The organism is Curtobacterium sp. VKM Ac-1395 (assembly GCF_015350975.1).
Lineage (GTDB): Bacteria > Actinomycetota > Actinomycetes > Actinomycetales > Microbacteriaceae > Curtobacterium.
The window spans coordinates 45,202-62,466 of sequence record NZ_JADKRX010000007.1 but is presented as its reverse complement, the minus strand read 5'-3'; the positions used below and the strand labels follow the sequence as shown (position 1 = coordinate 62,466).

Below are 17,265 nucleotides of genomic sequence, written 5' to 3'. Positions count from 1 at the left end.
GTGGGCTCGAGGAGGGAATGAGCGGACAAGCTGTCAATGCTGCCGCTCACACGTCAGTCCTCGACGGTCCCTTGCTCAAGCTCGGCACGCACCGCTGCACGGACATCCCTGTCAGCCTTCCACAGAGCAGCCACGACGGGTGGGCCGACAGTGAGCGCCACTTCGCAGCCCATCGCGAAGCCGCAACCAGCAAGGGCCAGCCTCGCCGCGGACCATTCAGCCTTCCGAAGCACGGCGTCCGCGCCGGCTTCACCGGGGCCGCCGTTCGCCTTCGTGCCACCGGCGATAGACGCCCGCATGGCCTTCATCTTCGGCTCCCCGTAGATCTCAGGAATGGGGCGGCCGGTACCGGCTGTTGCTCGGCTGGCCGCAGCCCACTCCGCGTCCTGTGCACCCCGATAGGCACCCACCGGACTGGTCCGGTGGGCTCTCGGCCTGATACCAGCCAGAAAGCGCGAGAGTGGTCCCCGTGCCGACCGATCGTTCCACGCTGACCGCGGATCCAACCCAACCCAGCGCTGCCGAGCAACCCGTGAGAGCACGAGGCGGACGAGCGTGGGTCTGGGTGATCTTCGCCGGGGCGGTGGCGGTTGGAGTCATCAACGTGGTTGCCATCGCTCTGGCAAGGTAGGCGGTGGAGCAATGGGCACGGTTGCAAATTAGCAACCCTGCTGTACCTTTGCAAGAAGCGTACTGAACCGTCGCCTGCTAGCGTTTTTGAGTGGACCCAATGAGCGAATCCTCCGCACAAGCTCTGCACGGAGCGCTTGCAGCTGAGCTGCGCGCTGCGCAGGGCGTCGCGCACGTGAACGTGCGTGCGTGGGCCGAGCGGTCGGAGATCACGCACGACACCATCTACCGCGTCCTCAACGGCAAACGACCGGTCACCGTAGTGGAATTGGTCAATCTCTGCCGGGCGATCGGGGATGACCCGCTCGAACTGGTGGCCCGTGCAGCAAAGCGCGCTGGGCTTGATCTGGGCGACGGCGCCGACGAGATTGTCCGTTCTGACCGCGCCCGGCTCGCGCTCGAAGCGTCCGGGCTCTGGGACAACCAGGACGCGGCGTACACGAAGGCGCGGTCGGCGCTGAGCAAGACCGGCCACCTGCTGTCACTTCGAGAGTGGCGTGCGTTCGTCGACGGTGCTGGATCGCACTCGTTGGTGATCGCTCTGGCTGACTTCCTCGAGGTGCCGGCGGACTACCTCCTGGGAAAGACGCCGGAAGACGAAGCGCAGCGGATCGACGCACAGCTTGGCCTCGCCCGATCGATGCGATCGCTTGGGGTGACGAAGATCGCCGCGCGCTCGCTCGACGAACTAGAACCCGAGGAGATGGCCACGGTGGAGTCCGCCATCCGTGCGCTGATCGACAAAGAAGAGGGTCCCCGATCCTAGGGAAGTGAGTGCTCACCGAAGGGGGAGCACTGGACGGGAGACATCATGCGAGGACGTCGCCAGGGGCAGGCCGCTCACGAACCTGTCGCGGCGATCGCCGCTGCGCTCGTCTGGAGGACGCCGCTGCCCGACATGGCGGAGTTCGAGGACCTGTGCAGCGCAGTGTCGGCGCTCTACGGGCGCCGGCTGGTCTTCGACGAGATCAAGGACGCCTCGCTCCGCGCAACCACTGGGATCCTGTTCGAGGCGGAGACATTCACCGGGATTCTCGTGCCGGCGGACGACAGCAACTACTACAGCTTCTTGAGTCGGACGCATGAGCTCTGCCATCTGATCGTGCGGAGTGCGCCCGATGACTGGTTCCCGCCGGGTACCGCGCGGCCGCATCAGCCGGCGCCCGACTCGCGTCTGTTCCTTCGCCTCTGTCCCCGGAACAGCTCCGAGTCGAACGACGCTGAGTCAGTGCGAGAAGAGCTGATCGTCGAGGAGATGGCGCGCATGTTCACCCGCAGGCTCTCGGCCTACGCCGACACGACGGAAGAGGAGCACTTCGGGTGATCCAGAGCGCATGTCTTCTGATCCTCATTGTCGCCGTCGCGTTCCGTACTCGGAGGTCGTACCGGAAGCCCGCATGGTGGGCGACCGTGTTCGGCATGGTGTCGCTGGCGACCTACGGCGTGATCGCGGCCCCTCCCGCAGTCCTCGACGGGCTGCTGGGCGACCGGAACCTCCTCACGCTCGTACGCGATGCTTCCGCCGTTGCGGCGATGTGGTCGTTCCACAACGCCGTTGCGGCCGAGCGAGGTTTCGAACGTCGGCGGCTGCCGTGGGGGTCGGTCGTCGCCGCCATCATCGCCTTCACGATTCCGTTCCTGCTCATCGCTGACCCAGGGCATACCTCCCCGCGGTTCGTGCTCGATCGCCTCGATCAGCCAGCCGTGTGGCTGTTCGCGACCCTCTACACAGCGGTCATGGGGATCATCACCGCGCTCACCATCCGAATGCTGGCGGAGCGCCGCACAATGCCGACAATGTTCTGGGTGACGGGGCTATCCCTGATGCTCGTCAGCGACGTCGTCGAAGTGCTCTACCTCCTCCTCGCACACTTCGGACCAGTCTCAGCGGCGTTCCGAGAGCACTACTACTACGTCGCCGAGGTGCCCTTCTTCTCGGGCATCTTCATCGCCGTCGCCGGGTTCATCTGGATCCTCGGCGCACGCACGTTCTGGTGGGCCGCCGCCCGCTGGACCGTCAGCGTCGACGCCCGCGGCCACGGCCCCGACTACCGAGCGAACCGCGTTGCCCTGGCGACAGCGCGCCGCTGGTCCAACCGGCAGCTCGCGTTCGACTCCGCCGCCAACATCCGCGACCGCGTCAAGGTCGGCCTGCAAGAGCTCTCCACCGCCGAACGAATCACGTTCGCGGTCGTTGAACACACGCTGTCCAACAAGCTCGGAGAGGTCACCCCCTGATGCTCGCGCTCATCATCGTGGCCATCGCAGTGGTCGTGCTCGCCGCCGCCTACTGCGCCGCCATGCTCCTGCTCGCGCGCGCCGTGGTGTTCCCACAGCGCGCCCGGCCCGCCAAGATCTTCCACGTCAGCCCCAGCGGGGACGTAGAGCTCACCAGCAACCCGCTGACGCGTTTCGGCGGGATCATCGGGCTCCTCTACGACGACGAGACAAAGCTGGCCGTGCTCACTTCCGCCGTCGACGAGGAAGACGCGGACGGCACCGTGGTGCGTCACCTCGCGGAGCCTGCAGCGCTAGAGGCGGGCACCGACGGGCGAGCGGCGGGGAACGTGTTCACTCCGACGAACGTCACAACGACGCCGCCAGCAAGCGTCGAGATCCACACGGACCACGCTTCCCAGCCCGCGTGGCTGTACGCCGGCACCGGCGCCGCGTCATCCACGTGGGTCATCCACGTGCACGGGATGCTCGCCGGTCGCGACTCAGCGCTACGGAGCGTCCAAGCAGTAGCCGGGGCCGGATACACGTCGCTGGTAATCTCCTACCGAGGCGACCGCGAGGCTGCCGGCGAGACACGCGAACCCTCAGCACTCGGACAAGCAGAGTGGCAGGACCTCGACGCAGCAATCGCGTACGCCAGGTCGCAGGGTGCAGCACGCATCGTCGTCGTCGGTTGGTCGCTCGGCGCAACGGTGGCCCTCGAGGAGACAACACGTGGTCTGCAGGGCGCCTCGATCGACGCGTTGGTGCTCGTTTCGCCCGTCGTGAGCTGGGCACGCACCATCCACTACGGGATGGCCCGTCAACACGTCCCGCGGTGGCTCGCGTCGTCAGCCATCGCCCTGCTGTCATCACGGCTCGGTGCGCGCGTGCTGGGCCTGCCACTGACGCTGAGCCTGACGGAGGCGCTACCGACGGTGTCTATCCCCACCTTGGTCATCCACTCGACGGGTGACCTGACCACGCCGTTCGCAGCATCTGAGGCATTCGCCGCTAGCTCGGACCGCGTCGTTCTTGAACAGTTCCCGGCAAGCCCGCACGCGATGGAATGGAACGCAGCACCGAAGCTTTTCGCCGCCCACGTCGACGACTGGATCGTTGCGAATCTGCGACAAAGTGATGCCGAGGATGTTAAGTAACCTGGACTAAGGCCAGCTCGTTGCGATGATCTTGCAAATCTGCAACACTCATGGACATGAGTGGAGCAGAGGAGATGCGTTCGAGCCAGGGCTCGCCCGATGCTCCGCGCGCGTGCCTGGTCTGCGGCAGCCAGAAGCTCGGCCCTCGGTTCTGCACCGAGTGCGGCACCCAGCTCGTCCCGCCGGTCATCGTCACGCACGCGGTCGGCCCGATGTGGGCAGTAAACGGCCACGTCCTCACCGTGGCGACGGGGGAGGACCTCCGCCGAACGATCCTTGATACCGCCGCCGGCATCGCTCAAGCGGCCGCACCGGTTCGCGTGGTCATCACGGATGGGGCGCGAGTGACCAGGGTCGTTCTACGGCTCGATGGCAGCTCGGTGGCCGAGGGCGACGACGCTGCGGCCTGGGCAGGCCCGGGCGTACAGCCAGTGACCCCGACACGGTCGCGGCCGCCGCTGGTCGGCGTGCACGCCGGCGCCGGTGCCAGCACATGGGCCCTCCTGCTCGACCTCCCGGAGGTGCAGCTCACTGATGAGCCCACCGGTCCGGTCGTGCTCGTCTGCCGCTCGACACCCGCCGGCATCAACGCGACCAAGGCCGCGATCCACGCGCTCGGCACAGGCGCCGTTGACGCCGTTCTGGTCGTTGCCGATGCACCCGGCAAGCCCGTCCCGGCCGCGGCACGCGAACAACGCGTGCTTGCCGGCGCCGTACCGGTCGTGTCGGTGCCGTGGCTTCCCCGCCTCCGGGCGGTGGCAGAAATCTCCCCTGCATTGGCCGGGCAGCTCGCCCGACCCGCGCAACGGGTCACCAAGGCGCTCCTGGGGGCGCAGTCAAACAAGGAGAAGGCCGAATGATCAGCAACGCCATCTACGCCGTCGTAGCCAAGTCACCCAAGCTCGTCGACGCCAGCAGCCGTGCAGGCATGGTCGTCGCACAGGCGTACTGCCTGCCGGGTAAGGCGCAGGACGCCCTCGACACCGCCACCCTCTGGACCCGCATCGTCGCGATCGCGCTCGGGATCATCGCGCTCATCATCCTCGGCATCGGCATGTTCTTCTCCGGCAAGCGCCACGATGGCGGGGAGACCCTCAAGGGTCTCGGCTGGTGGATCGGCGGTGCAGCCCTGATCGGCGCCGCCGCGGGGGTGGCTTCGATCTTCCTCGGGTCGGTGTCGGCAAACTGCAAGCAGATCCCCGGCGCGTAACCGACACCAACTCCGGGAGGCCGTCATGGCACAACGCAACCGCAACAACAAGGGCATCGGCGACACCGTCAGGCGCGGCTGGAACTCCAAGCCCGCCGCAGTGGGCGCGATCATCGTCCTCGCTCTCGTGGTGATCGTCGTCCTGCTCGCCATTGTCCTCGGCGTGTTCGCTCCAGTGAAGAACGGCGGAGCGGCTGCACCCACGGCAGCGAACAACGCACCGACCGCTGCACCTACTGGAGCGTGCGACGTCCCAACGACGGGTGCGGCCGCTTCCGCGGTGCCTTCCGATCTCCGGTGGCACGCCGGCCGTGGCGGCATCACATGGCCGGTATCGGGCGCGGTCGGTCCGACCAAGAAGGTCGACGGCTTCCCCACATGCTTCGCGCGCACCGAGTCCGGGGCTGCTCTCGCGGCAACCACGGCGTACCTGGGGCAGTACGACACGGGTCACAGCGTGAAGGAGCTCTTGAACTTCTACATCGAGGACGGGCCCGGCAAGGCGGATGCTGTCGACAGCACGGTGAAGGCGCAGACGGCGCCTGAGGACCTGCGGTCGCAGGGCAACAGCGTCGCCGGGTACTCGGTGGAGTCGTTCGCGAAGAACCGCGCGGTGGTGGACGTCGTCTTGACACAGCCGTCGAGCTCGACGGGGTACTTCGCGGTCCCGCTGACGATGACCTGGACCCACGACGACTGGAAGATGACCGTTCTCGATAACGGCGCGCTCTACTCCGGCAACCCACTCACCCCCTCCGAAGGGGACTTCACCGCCTGGGGAGGCTCAGATGGCTAACGGCGTCGGTGACACGGTCTGTCACCTCGTAATCGGGTGCGATGCGGCCAAGAGCGCGGTCGGAGACGCCGTGGGGGCCGCGGCCTCCAGTGGCTTCAAGCAGGCTGCGGACACGATGTTCTCGGCCTACGACGACATCATGAAGCAGTTCCTGACGAGCTGGACCGGCTCCGGGTTCCTGGTGTCGCTCGACAACAAGGCGACTCAGTGGTTCCAGGACACGTCCCTGCCGATCACGATCGCGCTGCTCACCCTCGGCCTCATCGTCGCCGGTGCCCGGGTGATGTACTCGCGGCGCGGGGAGCCATTCCAGGAGGTCATGGGCGCACTCGGTCGCGCAGTCGCGGTCATCACACTTGGAACCGCGGCGATCCAGATTTTCGTGTGGGGCGGTGACGCCTACGCGCAGTGGATCCTCAAGGCATCCGGGATCAGCGCGACCGGCGGGTACACGGCCGCAGGCTTCGCCGCAGCTTCCCCCGGGCTGGCGCTGATCTTCGGCCTACTCGGCGTGATCGCCGTCGGCCTGCAGTGGGTCATCATGTTCGTCCGACAGGCGTTGATGCTGCTACTCAACGCGTTCTGGCAGATCTCGGCCTCCTACGCCCTCCTCAAGCGGGGTGAGCAGGCGTTCGAGAAGATCACCGCCTGGATCATCGCGTTCATCATCTACACGCCGCTTGCGGCGTCGATCTACGCGTTCGCGTGGCGGCTCAAGGACGGGCAGGACGGCGTCGGCGGTGTCCTCTACGGGCTGATGCTCATCGTCCTCGCCGTTGTGGCGCTGCCGGCGATCATGCGACTCCTCATCCCCGCATCCGGGACCCTCGGGGGCGCGATCGGCGGGGCGATGGCGCTGGGTGTCGGCGCTGCAGCGCTGCAGGCCGGTGTCGCGGTCGGCGCGGCGGTCGCCACCGGTGGGGCCTCTGCCGGCGCGGGAGCTGGCGCAGGCACCGCGGCGACGACATCGACGACGAGCACCAGCGTTGCCGAGGGCGGCGAAATGGCCTCCGCGGGTGGACAGGCCGGCGGTTTCGGATCGGACAGCACACCGACCGCCGGTGGCAGTAACGGCGACGCGTCCAGCTCCGGCAGCTCGGGCAGCGATGGCGCCGCAGGCATGGTCGGCGGGGAATCAGCGTCGGGTGCTGGCGGCAGTGACGGGTCGAGCGACGGCGGTAGCGGTAGCGGTAGCGGGACGCCTGCCGCGGGCGGGGCATCGGATTCCGGCTCTGGACCGGCGTCGGGCAGCCGCGCGGGATGGGCTGCGGCCGGAGCTGCGGCGGACAGCTCTGAGGGTGCAGCGAACACAGCGGAAGGAATGATCGGTGAGTGACGCAACAGCAGGAAAGCGGGTCCGGTTCGGCAACTGGTTGCCGACCACGAAGGGCACCCTCGGCGGGCTGACGCTCATCGGTTGGGCGATGCTCCTGACCGGCGTGATGGTCATGGTCGTCTGCCTCGTCGTCGGCTGGTGGCTCGCGGGCATCCTCGCCGTCCTCGCCGGCGTCGTCGGCAACGCCCTGTTCATCGTCCGGTGGGGCGACCCGACAGCCGGTCGCACGGTCGCGGCCCGCGTCTGGGACCGGTCCGTGGACCGCAAGCGCCAGCGCGCGGGAACGAATCACTACCGCACCGGGCTCTTCACCGAGCTGCCGGACGACGCGCTGACGGCGCTACCCGGGATGCTCTCCGACCTCGAGGAGATCACGGGCGTTGACGGTGAGGGTGAGGAGTACGTGCTCCTGCACCACCGGAAGGACTCCCGGAACCCGCTGCTTGCCGCGACGTTCACCTGCCACCCCGACGGCACCGCACTGCTGCCGCAGGACCGCATCAACGCGCAGGTGTCCGAGTTCGGCGGGTGGATCGCGTCCCTGTCACGGGACACCGCGATCGAGGGCGCCGTGATCGTGGTCGACTCCGCCCAGGAATCCGTCGACCCCCTGATCGCAAAGATTGACGGCGAAGTCTCGCCGCATGCCCCCGCGGCCGCGCAGCGTCAGCTCCGCGAGGGCGCACGGGCCCTGCCGCCGGCCTACGCCGACGTCGAGGTGTTCACCTCCGTGGTGTGGAGCGTCCACGAGCTCGCCGAGAACGTCAACGAGGCCGCAGCTGACATCGCAGCGAAACTGCCGAACCACCGGGCGCTCCTCGCGGGCGCCGGCGCCGGGAGTCCCGCGGTGGCCACCAGCCAGGACCTCGCCCGTGCCGTACGCGTCGCGTACCAGCCGGAGCGATCGCGCGAGTTCGGCTCCGACGACCTCGCGGGGCTGCCGTTCCGGATGAAGGTCACCCAGGCGGGCCCCGACGAGTTCCACGACGACCAGCGGCGGATCTGCTACCACGACGGGGTCGCGTCGATGACGGCGATGATGGTCGCCCCTCCGCAGATGCACATCACCGAGGACTTCCTCGAGGTGCTGTTCCGGCCCAACGGGAAGTTCCTCCGCAAGCGCACCGCCGTGTTCTACCGGCCGCTCAGCCCGGGGGCTGCGATCAAGGCAGCGAAGAAGCTCGGTGCGAACGCCCGCCGCAACTCCACCACCGCCACCGGCCAGGACGACGAGATGGCGAAGTACCGGCGGCAGCTCGCGAAGAAGACGGAGCTGGACCTGATGACCGGTGCGTCGATGACGGCGTTCGCGATCGAGGTCAGCGTCACGTTCGAGCCGTCCAAGCGCGGCATCCGGAACGCGACCACGGAACTGAAGAACATCCTCGACGGCACCGGCATCGCGTACCGGTTCGTGGAGACCGACGCCGCCGCCGGCTTCCACTCCACACTCCCGCTCGGTGTCCTGCCGTGGGCGTACGCGACAGCGATCCAGGGCGTCACGGATCGGACCGACTGATGCGGCTGCAGGACGTCGGCACCGTGGAGACCGTCGTGCCGAAGCGCGACGACCTCGCGGACGCTCGGAAGGGCAAGCTCGCCGACCGGCTCCACGAGCTCGAGGCCGCCACGAGCCAGGGCTTCGTCCTGGTCCACACCGTCGTCCTCGAGGGCGAGCAGTACGCCACCTTCGTCGACACCCTCATCCAAGACAGGAGCGCTCTCTGATGGCGCAAAGCATGACGAAGCGGCTCACCCGGACCCCGTCGGGGTTCTTCGCCCCGAACGGCGGCGGGTGGGAGCAGATGCCGCAGCCGCCGCGGTGGTACGCCACCAGCGTGCAGGTGTGCGGGATCTACCCGTTCGGCGCCGGCACCGGGCGTCCCATCGACGGCTCCCCGCTCGGCGAGGACATGATGACCCACACCGCCGTGTGCACCGACCACGACGCCCTCTACCGGGCTAACATCATCTCCTCGCCCTCGGCGTTCCTGTTCGGCCTGAACGGCAACGGGAAGTCCAGCACCGCGCAGACGCTCATCGGCGGGCAGGTCGGCCGCGGGCTCACGCCGGCGATCTTCGACCCGATCAAGGGCGAGCACGTCCCGTGGATCGAGGAGCTCGGTGGGACCGTGTTCTCGATCGGCCCGCAGGCCCGCCACCAACTGAATCTGCTCTCGCCCGGTCCCCTCGGCTACGCCGCCCGCCGCATCGGCGGGAAGGTCGGCGCCGAGCTGCTGCAGCTCGCACGGGCGAAGTCGATCGACCTGGTGAAGCTGTGCGTGAAGATCAGCCGCGGCAGCCGCGAACCACTCAGCGATATCGAGGAAACCGCCGTCGAGGCGATCGTCGACACGATCCTGAACCGCGTCGGCCCGAACGAGACCGCGGTTACCGCGGACCTGGTGCGCGCGTTCGCGGAAGTGTCTCCCCTCATGCTCGAGCGGACCGGCCTGTCCACGCCGGAGGCGTTTCACACGCGATTTGCCCGGCTCGGGGAGTCGCTGCGATCGCTGATGACCGGGCAGATGGGGCAGATGCTTTCCGGCACGAACTCGATCGAGTTCGAACCGGGCAACCCGGGCGGGTTCTGCTTCGACACGTCCTCGATTGGGCAGGGGAACACGAAGCTGCTCTCCGCGGCGATGCTGTCGACCTGGTCGCTCGGCATGGACGCGATCGACGCGCACTGGGAGCTCGCGCAGTACGAACTCGCGAAGGAAGCCGAGGCGTACGCCAACGGCGACCGCTACCAAGCGCAGGTCACGTGGGGCGGCTACACGTCCCTGATGGATGAGTTCTGGTACCCGATCCGCGCCTGCGAGGGCATGGTCGACCTCGTCGACGGCCTGTCCCGCACCAACCGCAGCGTGGGAGCTGCGGAGTTGAAGGTGTCGCACTCCCCGAAGGACCTGCTGTCGCTGCCGAACGCGGACGACCGGGAGAAGGCCAAGGGGTTCATCGAACGCTCCGGGCTGCTGATGCTGATGGCGCTCAGCCGGGACGACCTCAACGAGCTCAGCAAGGTCCGGTCGCTGACGCCGAAGGAGATCGACCTCGTCGCGAAGTTCAACTCGTCCAAGACGTGGCGGTCTCCGCGGCGGCAGAAGGGCACCAAGGGTGCCCCTCCCGGCGCGGGGAAGGTGCTGCTGAAGATCTCCGAGCGCGTCGGGATCCCCGTGCAGATGCTCCGCACCCAGACGCAGATGGCCCTCCACGACACCGACGAGCGCTACCAGTGACGACGAACCCTGAGACGACAAGCCGAGAGACAGGACGAACGATCATGCCGAACAGCACTGTGCACGTCGATTACGACCTGGTCGCGAACGGCGACCACATCACCATCGGGGACGCCACGTTCACCGGCGACAGCGCCTACCCCGACGCCATCGGGTGGCTCACCGCTCGCGCGGCGAGCACCGGCGCGGCCGTCGTGGTCCGCAGCTACGACGCCGGCACGGGCGCCGACACGCTGTTCAGCATCGACGGGGCCGGCACCATTGAGGCCGTCACTGGTGCCGTCTCCGACAATGCCGCCGGATCCCCGTGGGAAGCACAGCCCGCAGCGCCGGCAATCCCGCCAGCCCCTCGAGGTGAGTACGCCGACGTAGCGCGTGAACTCCGTGGGGAGCCGGTCAGCCTCGCCCCCGCCGGCGCTCCTGCCCTCGACCCGCTCCGCGCCGCGCCGGCAGCGCCGACCTCACCGGCAGCGTCGGAGGCCGACGCTGGTCCGTCGACGCGTCGCGAGGCTCGGCAGTCGTTCCTCACCCGCGAAGAGGTCGAGGAACCCGCCACGCAGGGCCTCCGCGGGATCCTCGCCCGGATGGGTCTGCGGGTCTCACCGTCGGCCGCGGAGCGCGCAGAACGCGACTGGACGCGGCTGGTGAGCCAGCACTGGCCCGGCCCGCGGACGATCGCGATCGTCAACGGGAAAGGCGGCGTCGGGAAGACGATGACGACCATCAGCCTGTCGAGCGTGTTCGCTCGCCACGGCGGCGCCGGCGTCCTCGCGTGGGACAATAACCAGACCCGCGGGACCCTCGGCTGGTCCACCGAGCAGGGCCCGCACGATGCGAGCATCCTGGACCTGCTTCCGCAGGTTTCACGGCTCCTCGGCACCGGCGCGCAGTCCGCGGACCTCGCGCACTACGTGCACCACCAGACCCGAGACCGGTACGACGTCCTCCGCTCCAAGCCCGAGGTCCTCGCCACCGAGCAGCGCTTCGACGCGACGACCGTGGACTCCATCCACAACGTCGCCGCGAAGTTCTACCGGCTCGTGTTCATCGACTCCGGCAACGACGAGACGGACCCGATGTGGCTCCGCGCGATCGAGCGGGCGGACCAGATCGTCGTCCCGACGATCGGGGAAGCGAAAGCGGCCGAGTCCGCAGCGCTCCTGCTTGAAGGGCTCCACGCCCGCGGCGGTCACTTCGCTGACCTCGCGGACAAGGCCGTCGTCGTGGTCAGCAAGCACAAGCACGACCTGCCCGACGCGGAGCTGACGAAGATGGCGTCCGGGTTCTCCGGCCTCGCCCGCGACGTCGTCACGATCCCGTACGACAAGGGGCTCGGCGCAGACGTCATCAACTACGGCGGCCTCCGACCGGAGACGCAGCGCGCCTGGCTCGCCGCCGGCGCTGCCGTCGCGAAGGGGCTCTGACCTGCCCATGACGAAGAAGAACCTCGCGATCGCGATTGCACTGCTGGGCGTCATTGCGATCGCGCTCATTCTTCTCGCGGTCAGGGCACACCTTCCGCACCGCGGCGAGGACGCCAGCTCGACGTCGTCACCCATTCCCTCGGCTTCCGCAGCGCCGACCTCGGGAGACGTCGCTCACGCGGTCGCTGAGCGGTTCTGCGAGCCCGATGCGACGAAGAACACCTGGCAGCGGTCACTCACCCCGTACCTGACCCCCGATGCGTGGCAGCTCTACTCGGCGGTGCGGCCGGCGAACGTCCCGTGCGCCGACGTCCACGACGACGGGAAGCCCGTAGGGGACCAGCAGACGTCGACGGACCGGGCGTACCAGTTCACCGCCTCCACGGGCGGTCCCGTGACGGTGACGCTGCACCGCGACACCAAGCGGGACCCGTGGCTGGCGTCCTACATCAACGCCGGACAGGAGTAGCTCATGGGCGGCAAGGGGAGCATGATCGCGATCGTCGCGCTCGCGCCGATCCTCGGCGTGGTCCTGGTCGTCGTGGTGCTGTTCACGATCATCACCGGCGCCGGCGACGACGACGCCGCGGCCGCGACCTGCGGGGCGACGGGCACCGTGTCCGGTACCGCCGTAGCGGTGCAGGAGGGGAACCTCCCCGCGAAGATCGGCCCCTACTCCGGTGACCAGGTGAAGAACGCCGCGGCGATCATCTCGATCGCCAAGCAGCGCGGGCTCACCCAGCACGCCCAGCAGACCGCGCTCATGGCCGCGATGACCGAGTCCACGCTCAACAACCTCTCTGGCGGGGACCGCGACTCCGCCGGCCTGTTCCAGATGCGCCCCTCCCAGGGGTGGGGAACACACGCGCAGATCACCGACATCAGCTACGCGACAACTGAGTTCTACGAACGCCTGGTGAAGGTGCCCGGCTGGGACACCATGAGCCCGGGCGAAGCAGCTCAGGCCGTCGAGGGATCGGCGTTCCCCGACGCGTACGCGACGAAGTCGGCGTACGCGGTCGAGATGATGAACGCCCTGTCCGCGGTGACGGTGTCGACGGTGTCGCAGACCACCGAGGGCGCTACCTGCACCGCAGGAGCGGCCTCAGGTGCCGCCGCTGGCGGCACGAACAACGCTCTGGTCGGTGGCGAGCAGCCCGCGACGGGGCCGCACGCGGCGCAGATCAACCAGGTCATCGGGTTCGCGAAGCAGCAGCTTGGCGAGAACTACGTCCTCGGCGGCGCCGGCCCAAACGTCTGGGACTGCTCCGGACTGACCAAGGTCGCCTACGCGCAGATCGGTATCCACATCGACGCCGGCCACTCCGCGACCACGCAGTGGCGCAACGGCGTCGCCCGCAGGCAGATGCACCCCCTGTCGGAAGCGCAACCCGGGGACCTCATCTTCTGGGGCGGCAACGACGCCTGGCACGTCGGGATCAGCCTCGGCGGCGACATGATGATCGCCGCTCCCAAGCCCGGTGACGTCGTGAAGATCCAGAAGGTGTGGGGCACCCCCAACGGCCAGGTCTGGCGACCCGTCGACGGCCTCTGAGCGCCGGCCTCTGAGCGTCATCGACGCCGGTACACGAACGAAGCAAGGAGCACACCATGACAGCACTCACGCACCGCGTCGACGCGGCCACGGTGACACTCGAGGACCTCGCCGCGCTCGAGGGGACGACGCTCGTGTGGCGAGGGCGGACCGCGTCGGTCGGCGCGTTGTTCTCCCCGCTCGAGGGGGAGATGCCACCGGACCTGCTCGCGCTCACCGCTCCCGAGCACATGGTCGACCTGCTGGAGTACCAGCCCGACCACCGGTACCGACGCGTGGATGCACTCACCGATGATCTCGGCAGCGTTGCCGCGGTCCTCGATCGGCTGGCGGCCCTCGCGCCGGCCGAGCCGGTCGTGCGGTTCGGTGGCGGACTGGAGCTCGACGGGCCCGGGCTGCGGGATGTGCCGGCGGTAGCGCTCTGGACCGGACGGACGTGGTGAGCATGACCGGGATCGGCCGCACCATGACCGGCGTCGCGGACGCTCTGCACGACGTCGTCGACGCGTACAAGAAGGCCCGCCGGGAGCGCGACGAGATGATCGTCGCCGCCGTCCCGGTGCTCGGCCAGCACGGCGTCGCGGAAGCATCCGGGCTGTCCCGGCGCCGCGTCCGCCAGCTGCTTGCTGAGGCGGAAGCGGCTGACCGGAGAGGGGACCCCCGATGAGACGCCGCATGAAGCAGCACCTCCTCACCGCGGCGGTCCTCGTCGCGGCCGCCGGCCTCGGCGCGATCGCCGCTCCCTACGTTCATCCGAGCACGGCGACTGGTGACAGCCTGCCGGCGTCGACGGCCGCTCCGTCCACCTCGAGCACGACGTCCTCGGCCACGGCGTCGGATGCGCTGCAGGACCTCCACGCCCTGGCGGTGTCAGATGCCTACGTGCCCGGGTACGACCGGGCCGCGTTCGGGCAGGCATGGGCCGACGTCGACCACAACGGCTGCGACACCCGCAACGACGTGCTGCGCCGAGACCTCGCGGGCGTTGTTACCCGCGCCGGCACCCGCGGGTGCGTGGTGCTCTCCGGGACGCTGCACGACCCGTACACGGGCCGCACCATTGCTTTCCGCCGCGGGGAGACGTCGAGCTTGGCGGTACAGATCGACCACCGGTACCCGCTCGGGCTCGCCTGGCAGCACGGAGCGGCGGCGTGGACGCCCGCGCAACGAGAGCAGTTCGCCAACGACCCGGTGAACCTCGCCGCGGTCGGCGGGCCCGCGAACGAGCAGAAGTCCGACGCAGGTCCCGGGGAGTGGATGCCGGCGAACGCCGGCGACGCGTGCACCTACGCCACGACGTTCGTGGCCGTGGCCACGAAGTGGCGGCTGTCGCTCGGGACTGCCGACGAACACGCACTGGAGGCCACCCTCACCGGATGCGCTGAGCAGGGGAGCAACTGATGAAGACGACGACACCGGACCCGTTCCAGACGGCGCTCGAGCAGTTCCAATGGCCGTGGTGGGGTGTGCCGCTGATCGTCGCCGTGGTGGTGATCGTTCTCGCCGGCGGGGTACTGTTCCTGGTCCGCACGCGCGGCGGCAACCCGGTGGACCGGATGCAACGGCACCTGCGCGCCGGGAACAACCTGGCGCCGGTGCTATACCCACGCCGGCGGAAGGATGCCCAGCAGCTGCACCCGAACGCGGTCGACCTGCCGCCCGGGCAGAAGATCGGCACGCTCGTCGGGACGGGGTCCGCTTGGGTGTGGCAGGGGTGGCGGGACGTCGCGATCTACATCTTCGGGCCCGGACGAGGGAAGACCACCGGCTCCGTCGTCCGGCACGTGCTCGAGGCGCCCGGCCCGGCCGTGATGACCTCGAACAAGGTCGACGGCGTCAAGGAGGTCCTCGCCGGTCGGAAGCGCATGGGCGAGCAGTGGGTGTACGACCCGACGCAGGTGTACCGACGTGAGCCGCGGCCGGACTTCATCTACGACCCACTGTGGGACGTCGAGGATCTCACCACGGCGCAGGAGCTCGCGGCGATCTTTGAGGCGAGCACCAAGGACGCGGACAGCAAGAGCGACGCGCAGTTCGACTCGCAGGGCCGGGACCTGTTCGCCTACGCCCTCCTCGCCGCGAAGCTCGACGGGATGGGGCTCGGGCAGGTCTACAGCTGGATCACGAAGCAGGAGCACGCGGAGATCCGCGCGATCATGCAGAAGCACGGCCAGACTGGTCCGGCATCGGCGCTGGTCGGTCTGCAGGGGCAGCCGGACAAGACGCGGGGTAGCGTCTACGCCACCGCGCAGCGGATGGCGTCGGCGATCGCCAACGACACGCTGCTGGCGTGGGCGAGTGCGCCCGGGGTGCGGAAGTTCAACGCGGAAGCGTTCGTCCGCGGCACGGACACCGCCGTGCTGATCTCCCGGAACGGTCCCGGATCGGGCGGCGCGTTCGTCGCGGCGCTGGTGCGGTCGATTTCCCGTGCGGGGGAGCGGGCGGCGGCCGCGGACGGTGGCCGCATCACGACGCCCGTGGTGTTCGAGCTCGACGAGGTAGCGAACATCGTCCGGTGGCCTGAGCTGCCCGACGTGGTCTCGTTCTACGGCTCGATGGGCCTGATCCTCGGCATGTACTTCCAGTCGTGGGGGCAGATCGTCCGGGTGTTCGGCAACGAGGGTGCCGCCACGCTGTGGAGCGCATCGTCGATCCGTGTCTACGGCGGCGGGGAATCGACGCAGTCGCCGTTTCTCAAGCGGTTCTCCGAGAGCATCGGCAACTACGACGAGTGGACCACCAACACGTCCTCGGGCCGCAACGGGTCGACCCGATCGCGGGTGTCGAAGTCGAAGCCGATCCTTCCGCCCGACGTACTGGCGCACCTGCCGAAGTGGCGGGCGGTGTTCGACGGGAGCGACGTCGGGCCGGTGCTGATCCGCACCCGGCCGTGGTTCCTGGACAACGTGCTCAAGGCAATGATCGAGGGCCGAGAAGTCAAGAACGGGAAGATCGTCAAGGAGAAGAAGACGGCCGCGGAACGGCCGTCGACGACGGACAGAACCGGCCGTGTCGAGCCCGTTTGATCCTGAACACTGGCCCGCCGGCTACGGCCCCGGCAGCAGTGCAGCCGGCGGCGGAGGGGGAGGGGACGAGCCCCCGCCGTGCGACGACGAGGACGCACCGCCGCCCGTCGACGACGAGGGCGCGCCGTCGGCAGATCCCGGCACCGGTGAGGTCCTTCCGTCTGGACCGGGCGACCCCGCGGCCGCACCCCCACGGAAGCCAAAGCAGGATCCCCGCGAAGCGTTCCTGCAGTGGGTGAGCGAGCAAATCGGGCAGGTCGAGGCGTATCAGCAGCCCATCGCGCAGAAGCCGGCGTGGTGCCCGGAGTGGTGGAAGCACCCGGAGGTCGTACAACGGCTCTACGTCGCATGGAAGGCGTACCAGCAAGCGGCCGAGCGTATGTCCGAAGACAAGGGAGCGAAATCCGGGTGGTGGGTGCAGCACTGGGACCACCACGCCCGGATCCTCTTCGACAAGCAGCAGGGACCGTTCCGAGCATGCAACCAGGCAGGCCACCTCGCCGACAACGACTACACGCCGCTCCCGATCGTGGTGGAGCTACCGCCCAACGACGCGCGCATGATCTGATCCCAGATCATGCGCGTCCAGACCCTCGCCCAGATCCGTGGCGCGGGGAAGAGGGGACCCATTGCAACGCAATGGCATTACCCGAGCGACTGCTGCAATGG

At 68.6% G+C, this 17,265-nt stretch carries 20 protein-coding genes; 19 read left to right on the top strand and 1 reads right to left on the bottom strand.

The annotated features are described in order from the left end of the window. Positions 1–53: 53 nt before the first annotated feature. Complete coding sequence (locus tag ITJ68_RS16610; RefSeq protein ID WP_194662899.1) at positions 54–308, bottom strand: hypothetical protein; 255 nt, start codon at positions 306–308, stop codon at positions 54–56. Positions 309–730: 422 nt separating this feature from the next. On the opposite strand from ITJ68_RS16610, the gene ITJ68_RS16605 reads away from it, so the two are divergent. The 19 genes from ITJ68_RS16605 to ITJ68_RS19225 all read left to right on the top strand — a co-directional run bounded on the left by ITJ68_RS16605 (position 731) and on the right by ITJ68_RS19225 (position 17,164). Next, a complete protein-coding gene (locus tag ITJ68_RS16605) occupies positions 731–1,396 on the top strand; it encodes a helix-turn-helix domain-containing protein (RefSeq protein ID WP_194662898.1) in 666 nt (221 codons plus the stop codon). 45 nt (positions 1,397–1,441) lie between these two features. Next, positions 1,442–1,954 (top strand): hypothetical protein, encoded by a 513-nt coding sequence (locus tag ITJ68_RS16600; protein ID WP_194662897.1) that lies wholly within the window; start codon positions 1,442–1,444, stop codon positions 1,952–1,954. Next, complete coding sequence (locus tag ITJ68_RS16595) at positions 1,951–2,868, top strand: hypothetical protein (RefSeq protein ID WP_194662896.1); 918 nt, start codon at positions 1,951–1,953, stop codon at positions 2,866–2,868. The genes ITJ68_RS16600 and ITJ68_RS16595 overlap by 4 nt, the downstream gene beginning before the upstream one ends. Beyond that, positions 2,868–4,007 (top strand): alpha/beta hydrolase family protein, encoded by a 1,140-nt coding sequence (locus tag ITJ68_RS16590; protein ID WP_194662895.1) that lies wholly within the window; start codon positions 2,868–2,870, stop codon positions 4,005–4,007. Before ITJ68_RS16595 ends, ITJ68_RS16590 begins: the two co-directional genes overlap by 1 nt. Before the next feature lie 56 nt (positions 4,008–4,063). Further along, the gene (locus ITJ68_RS16585; RefSeq protein ID WP_228505925.1) at positions 4,064–4,867 is read left to right on the top strand and encodes a hypothetical protein; all 804 of its coding nucleotides are present in this window, start codon (positions 4,064–4,066) and stop codon (positions 4,865–4,867) included. After that, positions 4,864–5,217: a TrbC/VirB2 family protein gene (locus ITJ68_RS16580; RefSeq protein WP_194662893.1), complete on the top strand. Its 354-nt coding sequence runs from the start codon at positions 4,864–4,866 to the stop codon at positions 5,215–5,217. Before ITJ68_RS16585 ends, ITJ68_RS16580 begins: the two co-directional genes overlap by 4 nt. A 25-nt stretch (positions 5,218–5,242) precedes the next feature. After that, positions 5,243–6,013, top strand: coding sequence for a hypothetical protein (locus tag ITJ68_RS16575; protein WP_194662892.1), 771 nt, complete (start codon positions 5,243–5,245; stop codon positions 6,011–6,013). Beyond that, entirely contained in the window at positions 6,006–7,349 is a 1,344-nt protein-coding gene (locus ITJ68_RS16570; RefSeq protein WP_194662890.1) for a hypothetical protein, read from the top strand. The genes ITJ68_RS16575 and ITJ68_RS16570 overlap by 8 nt, the downstream gene beginning before the upstream one ends. Beyond that, the gene (locus ITJ68_RS16565) at positions 7,342–8,868 is read left to right on the top strand and encodes an SCO6880 family protein (protein WP_194662888.1); all 1,527 of its coding nucleotides are present in this window, start codon (positions 7,342–7,344) and stop codon (positions 8,866–8,868) included. The genes ITJ68_RS16570 and ITJ68_RS16565 overlap by 8 nt, the downstream gene beginning before the upstream one ends. Continuing rightward, the gene (locus ITJ68_RS16560) at positions 8,868–9,077 is read left to right on the top strand and encodes a hypothetical protein (protein WP_194662886.1); all 210 of its coding nucleotides are present in this window, start codon (positions 8,868–8,870) and stop codon (positions 9,075–9,077) included. The genes ITJ68_RS16565 and ITJ68_RS16560 overlap by 1 nt, the downstream gene beginning before the upstream one ends. After that, positions 9,077–10,591: an ATP-binding protein gene (locus tag ITJ68_RS16555; RefSeq protein ID WP_194662884.1), complete on the top strand. Its 1,515-nt coding sequence runs from the start codon at positions 9,077–9,079 to the stop codon at positions 10,589–10,591. The genes ITJ68_RS16560 and ITJ68_RS16555 overlap by 1 nt, the downstream gene beginning before the upstream one ends. 44 nt (positions 10,592–10,635) lie before the next feature. After that, on the top strand, positions 10,636–12,015 hold the full coding sequence (locus ITJ68_RS16550; protein ID WP_228505923.1) for a ParA family protein: 1,380 nt from the start codon (positions 10,636–10,638) through the stop codon (positions 12,013–12,015). Between the two features lie 7 nt (positions 12,016–12,022). Continuing rightward, positions 12,023–12,484 (top strand): hypothetical protein, encoded by a 462-nt coding sequence (locus ITJ68_RS16545; RefSeq protein ID WP_194662883.1) that lies wholly within the window; start codon positions 12,023–12,025, stop codon positions 12,482–12,484. A gap of 3 nt (positions 12,485–12,487) precedes the next feature. After that, positions 12,488–13,570, top strand: a complete 1,083-nt coding sequence (locus ITJ68_RS16540; RefSeq protein ID WP_194662882.1) for a C40 family peptidase — start codon at positions 12,488–12,490, stop codon at positions 13,568–13,570. Positions 13,571–13,626: 56 nt separating this feature from the next. Then, complete coding sequence (locus ITJ68_RS16535; RefSeq protein ID WP_194662881.1) at positions 13,627–14,013, top strand: hypothetical protein; 387 nt, start codon at positions 13,627–13,629, stop codon at positions 14,011–14,013. A 2-nt stretch (positions 14,014–14,015) separates the two neighbouring features. Beyond that, positions 14,016–14,237, top strand: a complete 222-nt coding sequence (locus ITJ68_RS16530; protein ID WP_194662880.1) for a hypothetical protein — start codon at positions 14,016–14,018, stop codon at positions 14,235–14,237. A gap of 8 nt (positions 14,238–14,245) precedes the next feature. Continuing rightward, positions 14,246–14,971: an HNH endonuclease family protein gene (locus ITJ68_RS16525; RefSeq protein WP_228505921.1), complete on the top strand. Its 726-nt coding sequence runs from the start codon at positions 14,246–14,248 to the stop codon at positions 14,969–14,971. After that, positions 14,971–16,596: a type IV secretory system conjugative DNA transfer family protein gene (locus ITJ68_RS16520; RefSeq protein WP_194662878.1), complete on the top strand. Its 1,626-nt coding sequence runs from the start codon at positions 14,971–14,973 to the stop codon at positions 16,594–16,596. The genes ITJ68_RS16525 and ITJ68_RS16520 overlap by 1 nt, the downstream gene beginning before the upstream one ends. Positions 16,597–16,831: 235 nt before the next feature. Further along, positions 16,832–17,164 (top strand): DUF4913 domain-containing protein, encoded by a 333-nt coding sequence (locus ITJ68_RS19225; protein WP_268095426.1) that lies wholly within the window; start codon positions 16,832–16,834, stop codon positions 17,162–17,164. Positions 17,165–17,265: the final 101 nt, after the last annotated feature.

Excerpts from the sequence above, each read along its gene's own strand:
- ITJ68_RS16525 (WP_228505921.1), top strand. The coding sequence starts at position 14,246 with ATGAAGCAGCACCTCCTCACCGCGGCGGTCCTCGTCGCGGCCGCCGGC.
- ITJ68_RS16575 (WP_194662892.1), top strand. The coding sequence starts at position 5,243 with ATGGCACAACGCAACCGCAACAACAAGGGCATCGGCGACACCGTCAGG.
- ITJ68_RS16605 (WP_194662898.1), top strand. The coding sequence starts at position 731 with ATGAGCGAATCCTCCGCACAAGCTCTGCACGGAGCGCTTGCAGCTGAG.
- ITJ68_RS16610 (WP_194662899.1), bottom strand. The coding sequence starts at position 308 with ATGAAGGCCATGCGGGCGTCTATCGCCGGTGGCACGAAGGCGAACGGC.
- ITJ68_RS16590 (WP_194662895.1), top strand. The coding sequence starts at position 2,868 with ATGCTCGCGCTCATCATCGTGGCCATCGCAGTGGTCGTGCTCGCCGCC.
- ITJ68_RS16550 (WP_228505923.1), top strand. The coding sequence starts at position 10,636 with ATGCCGAACAGCACTGTGCACGTCGATTACGACCTGGTCGCGAACGGC.
- ITJ68_RS16535 (WP_194662881.1), top strand. The coding sequence starts at position 13,627 with ATGACAGCACTCACGCACCGCGTCGACGCGGCCACGGTGACACTCGAG.
- ITJ68_RS16540 (WP_194662882.1), top strand. The coding sequence starts at position 12,488 with ATGGGCGGCAAGGGGAGCATGATCGCGATCGTCGCGCTCGCGCCGATC.
- ITJ68_RS16570 (WP_194662890.1), top strand. The coding sequence starts at position 6,006 with ATGGCTAACGGCGTCGGTGACACGGTCTGTCACCTCGTAATCGGGTGC.
- ITJ68_RS16560 (WP_194662886.1), top strand. The coding sequence starts at position 8,868 with ATGCGGCTGCAGGACGTCGGCACCGTGGAGACCGTCGTGCCGAAGCGC.
- ITJ68_RS16580 (WP_194662893.1), top strand. The coding sequence starts at position 4,864 with ATGATCAGCAACGCCATCTACGCCGTCGTAGCCAAGTCACCCAAGCTC.
- ITJ68_RS16585 (WP_228505925.1), top strand. The coding sequence starts at position 4,064 with ATGAGTGGAGCAGAGGAGATGCGTTCGAGCCAGGGCTCGCCCGATGCT.
- ITJ68_RS16530 (WP_194662880.1), top strand. The coding sequence starts at position 14,016 with ATGACCGGGATCGGCCGCACCATGACCGGCGTCGCGGACGCTCTGCAC.
- ITJ68_RS16600 (WP_194662897.1), top strand. The coding sequence starts at position 1,442 with ATGCGAGGACGTCGCCAGGGGCAGGCCGCTCACGAACCTGTCGCGGCG.
- ITJ68_RS16555 (WP_194662884.1), top strand. The coding sequence starts at position 9,077 with ATGGCGCAAAGCATGACGAAGCGGCTCACCCGGACCCCGTCGGGGTTC.
- ITJ68_RS16545 (WP_194662883.1), top strand. The coding sequence starts at position 12,023 with ATGACGAAGAAGAACCTCGCGATCGCGATTGCACTGCTGGGCGTCATT.
- ITJ68_RS16520 (WP_194662878.1), top strand. The coding sequence starts at position 14,971 with ATGAAGACGACGACACCGGACCCGTTCCAGACGGCGCTCGAGCAGTTC.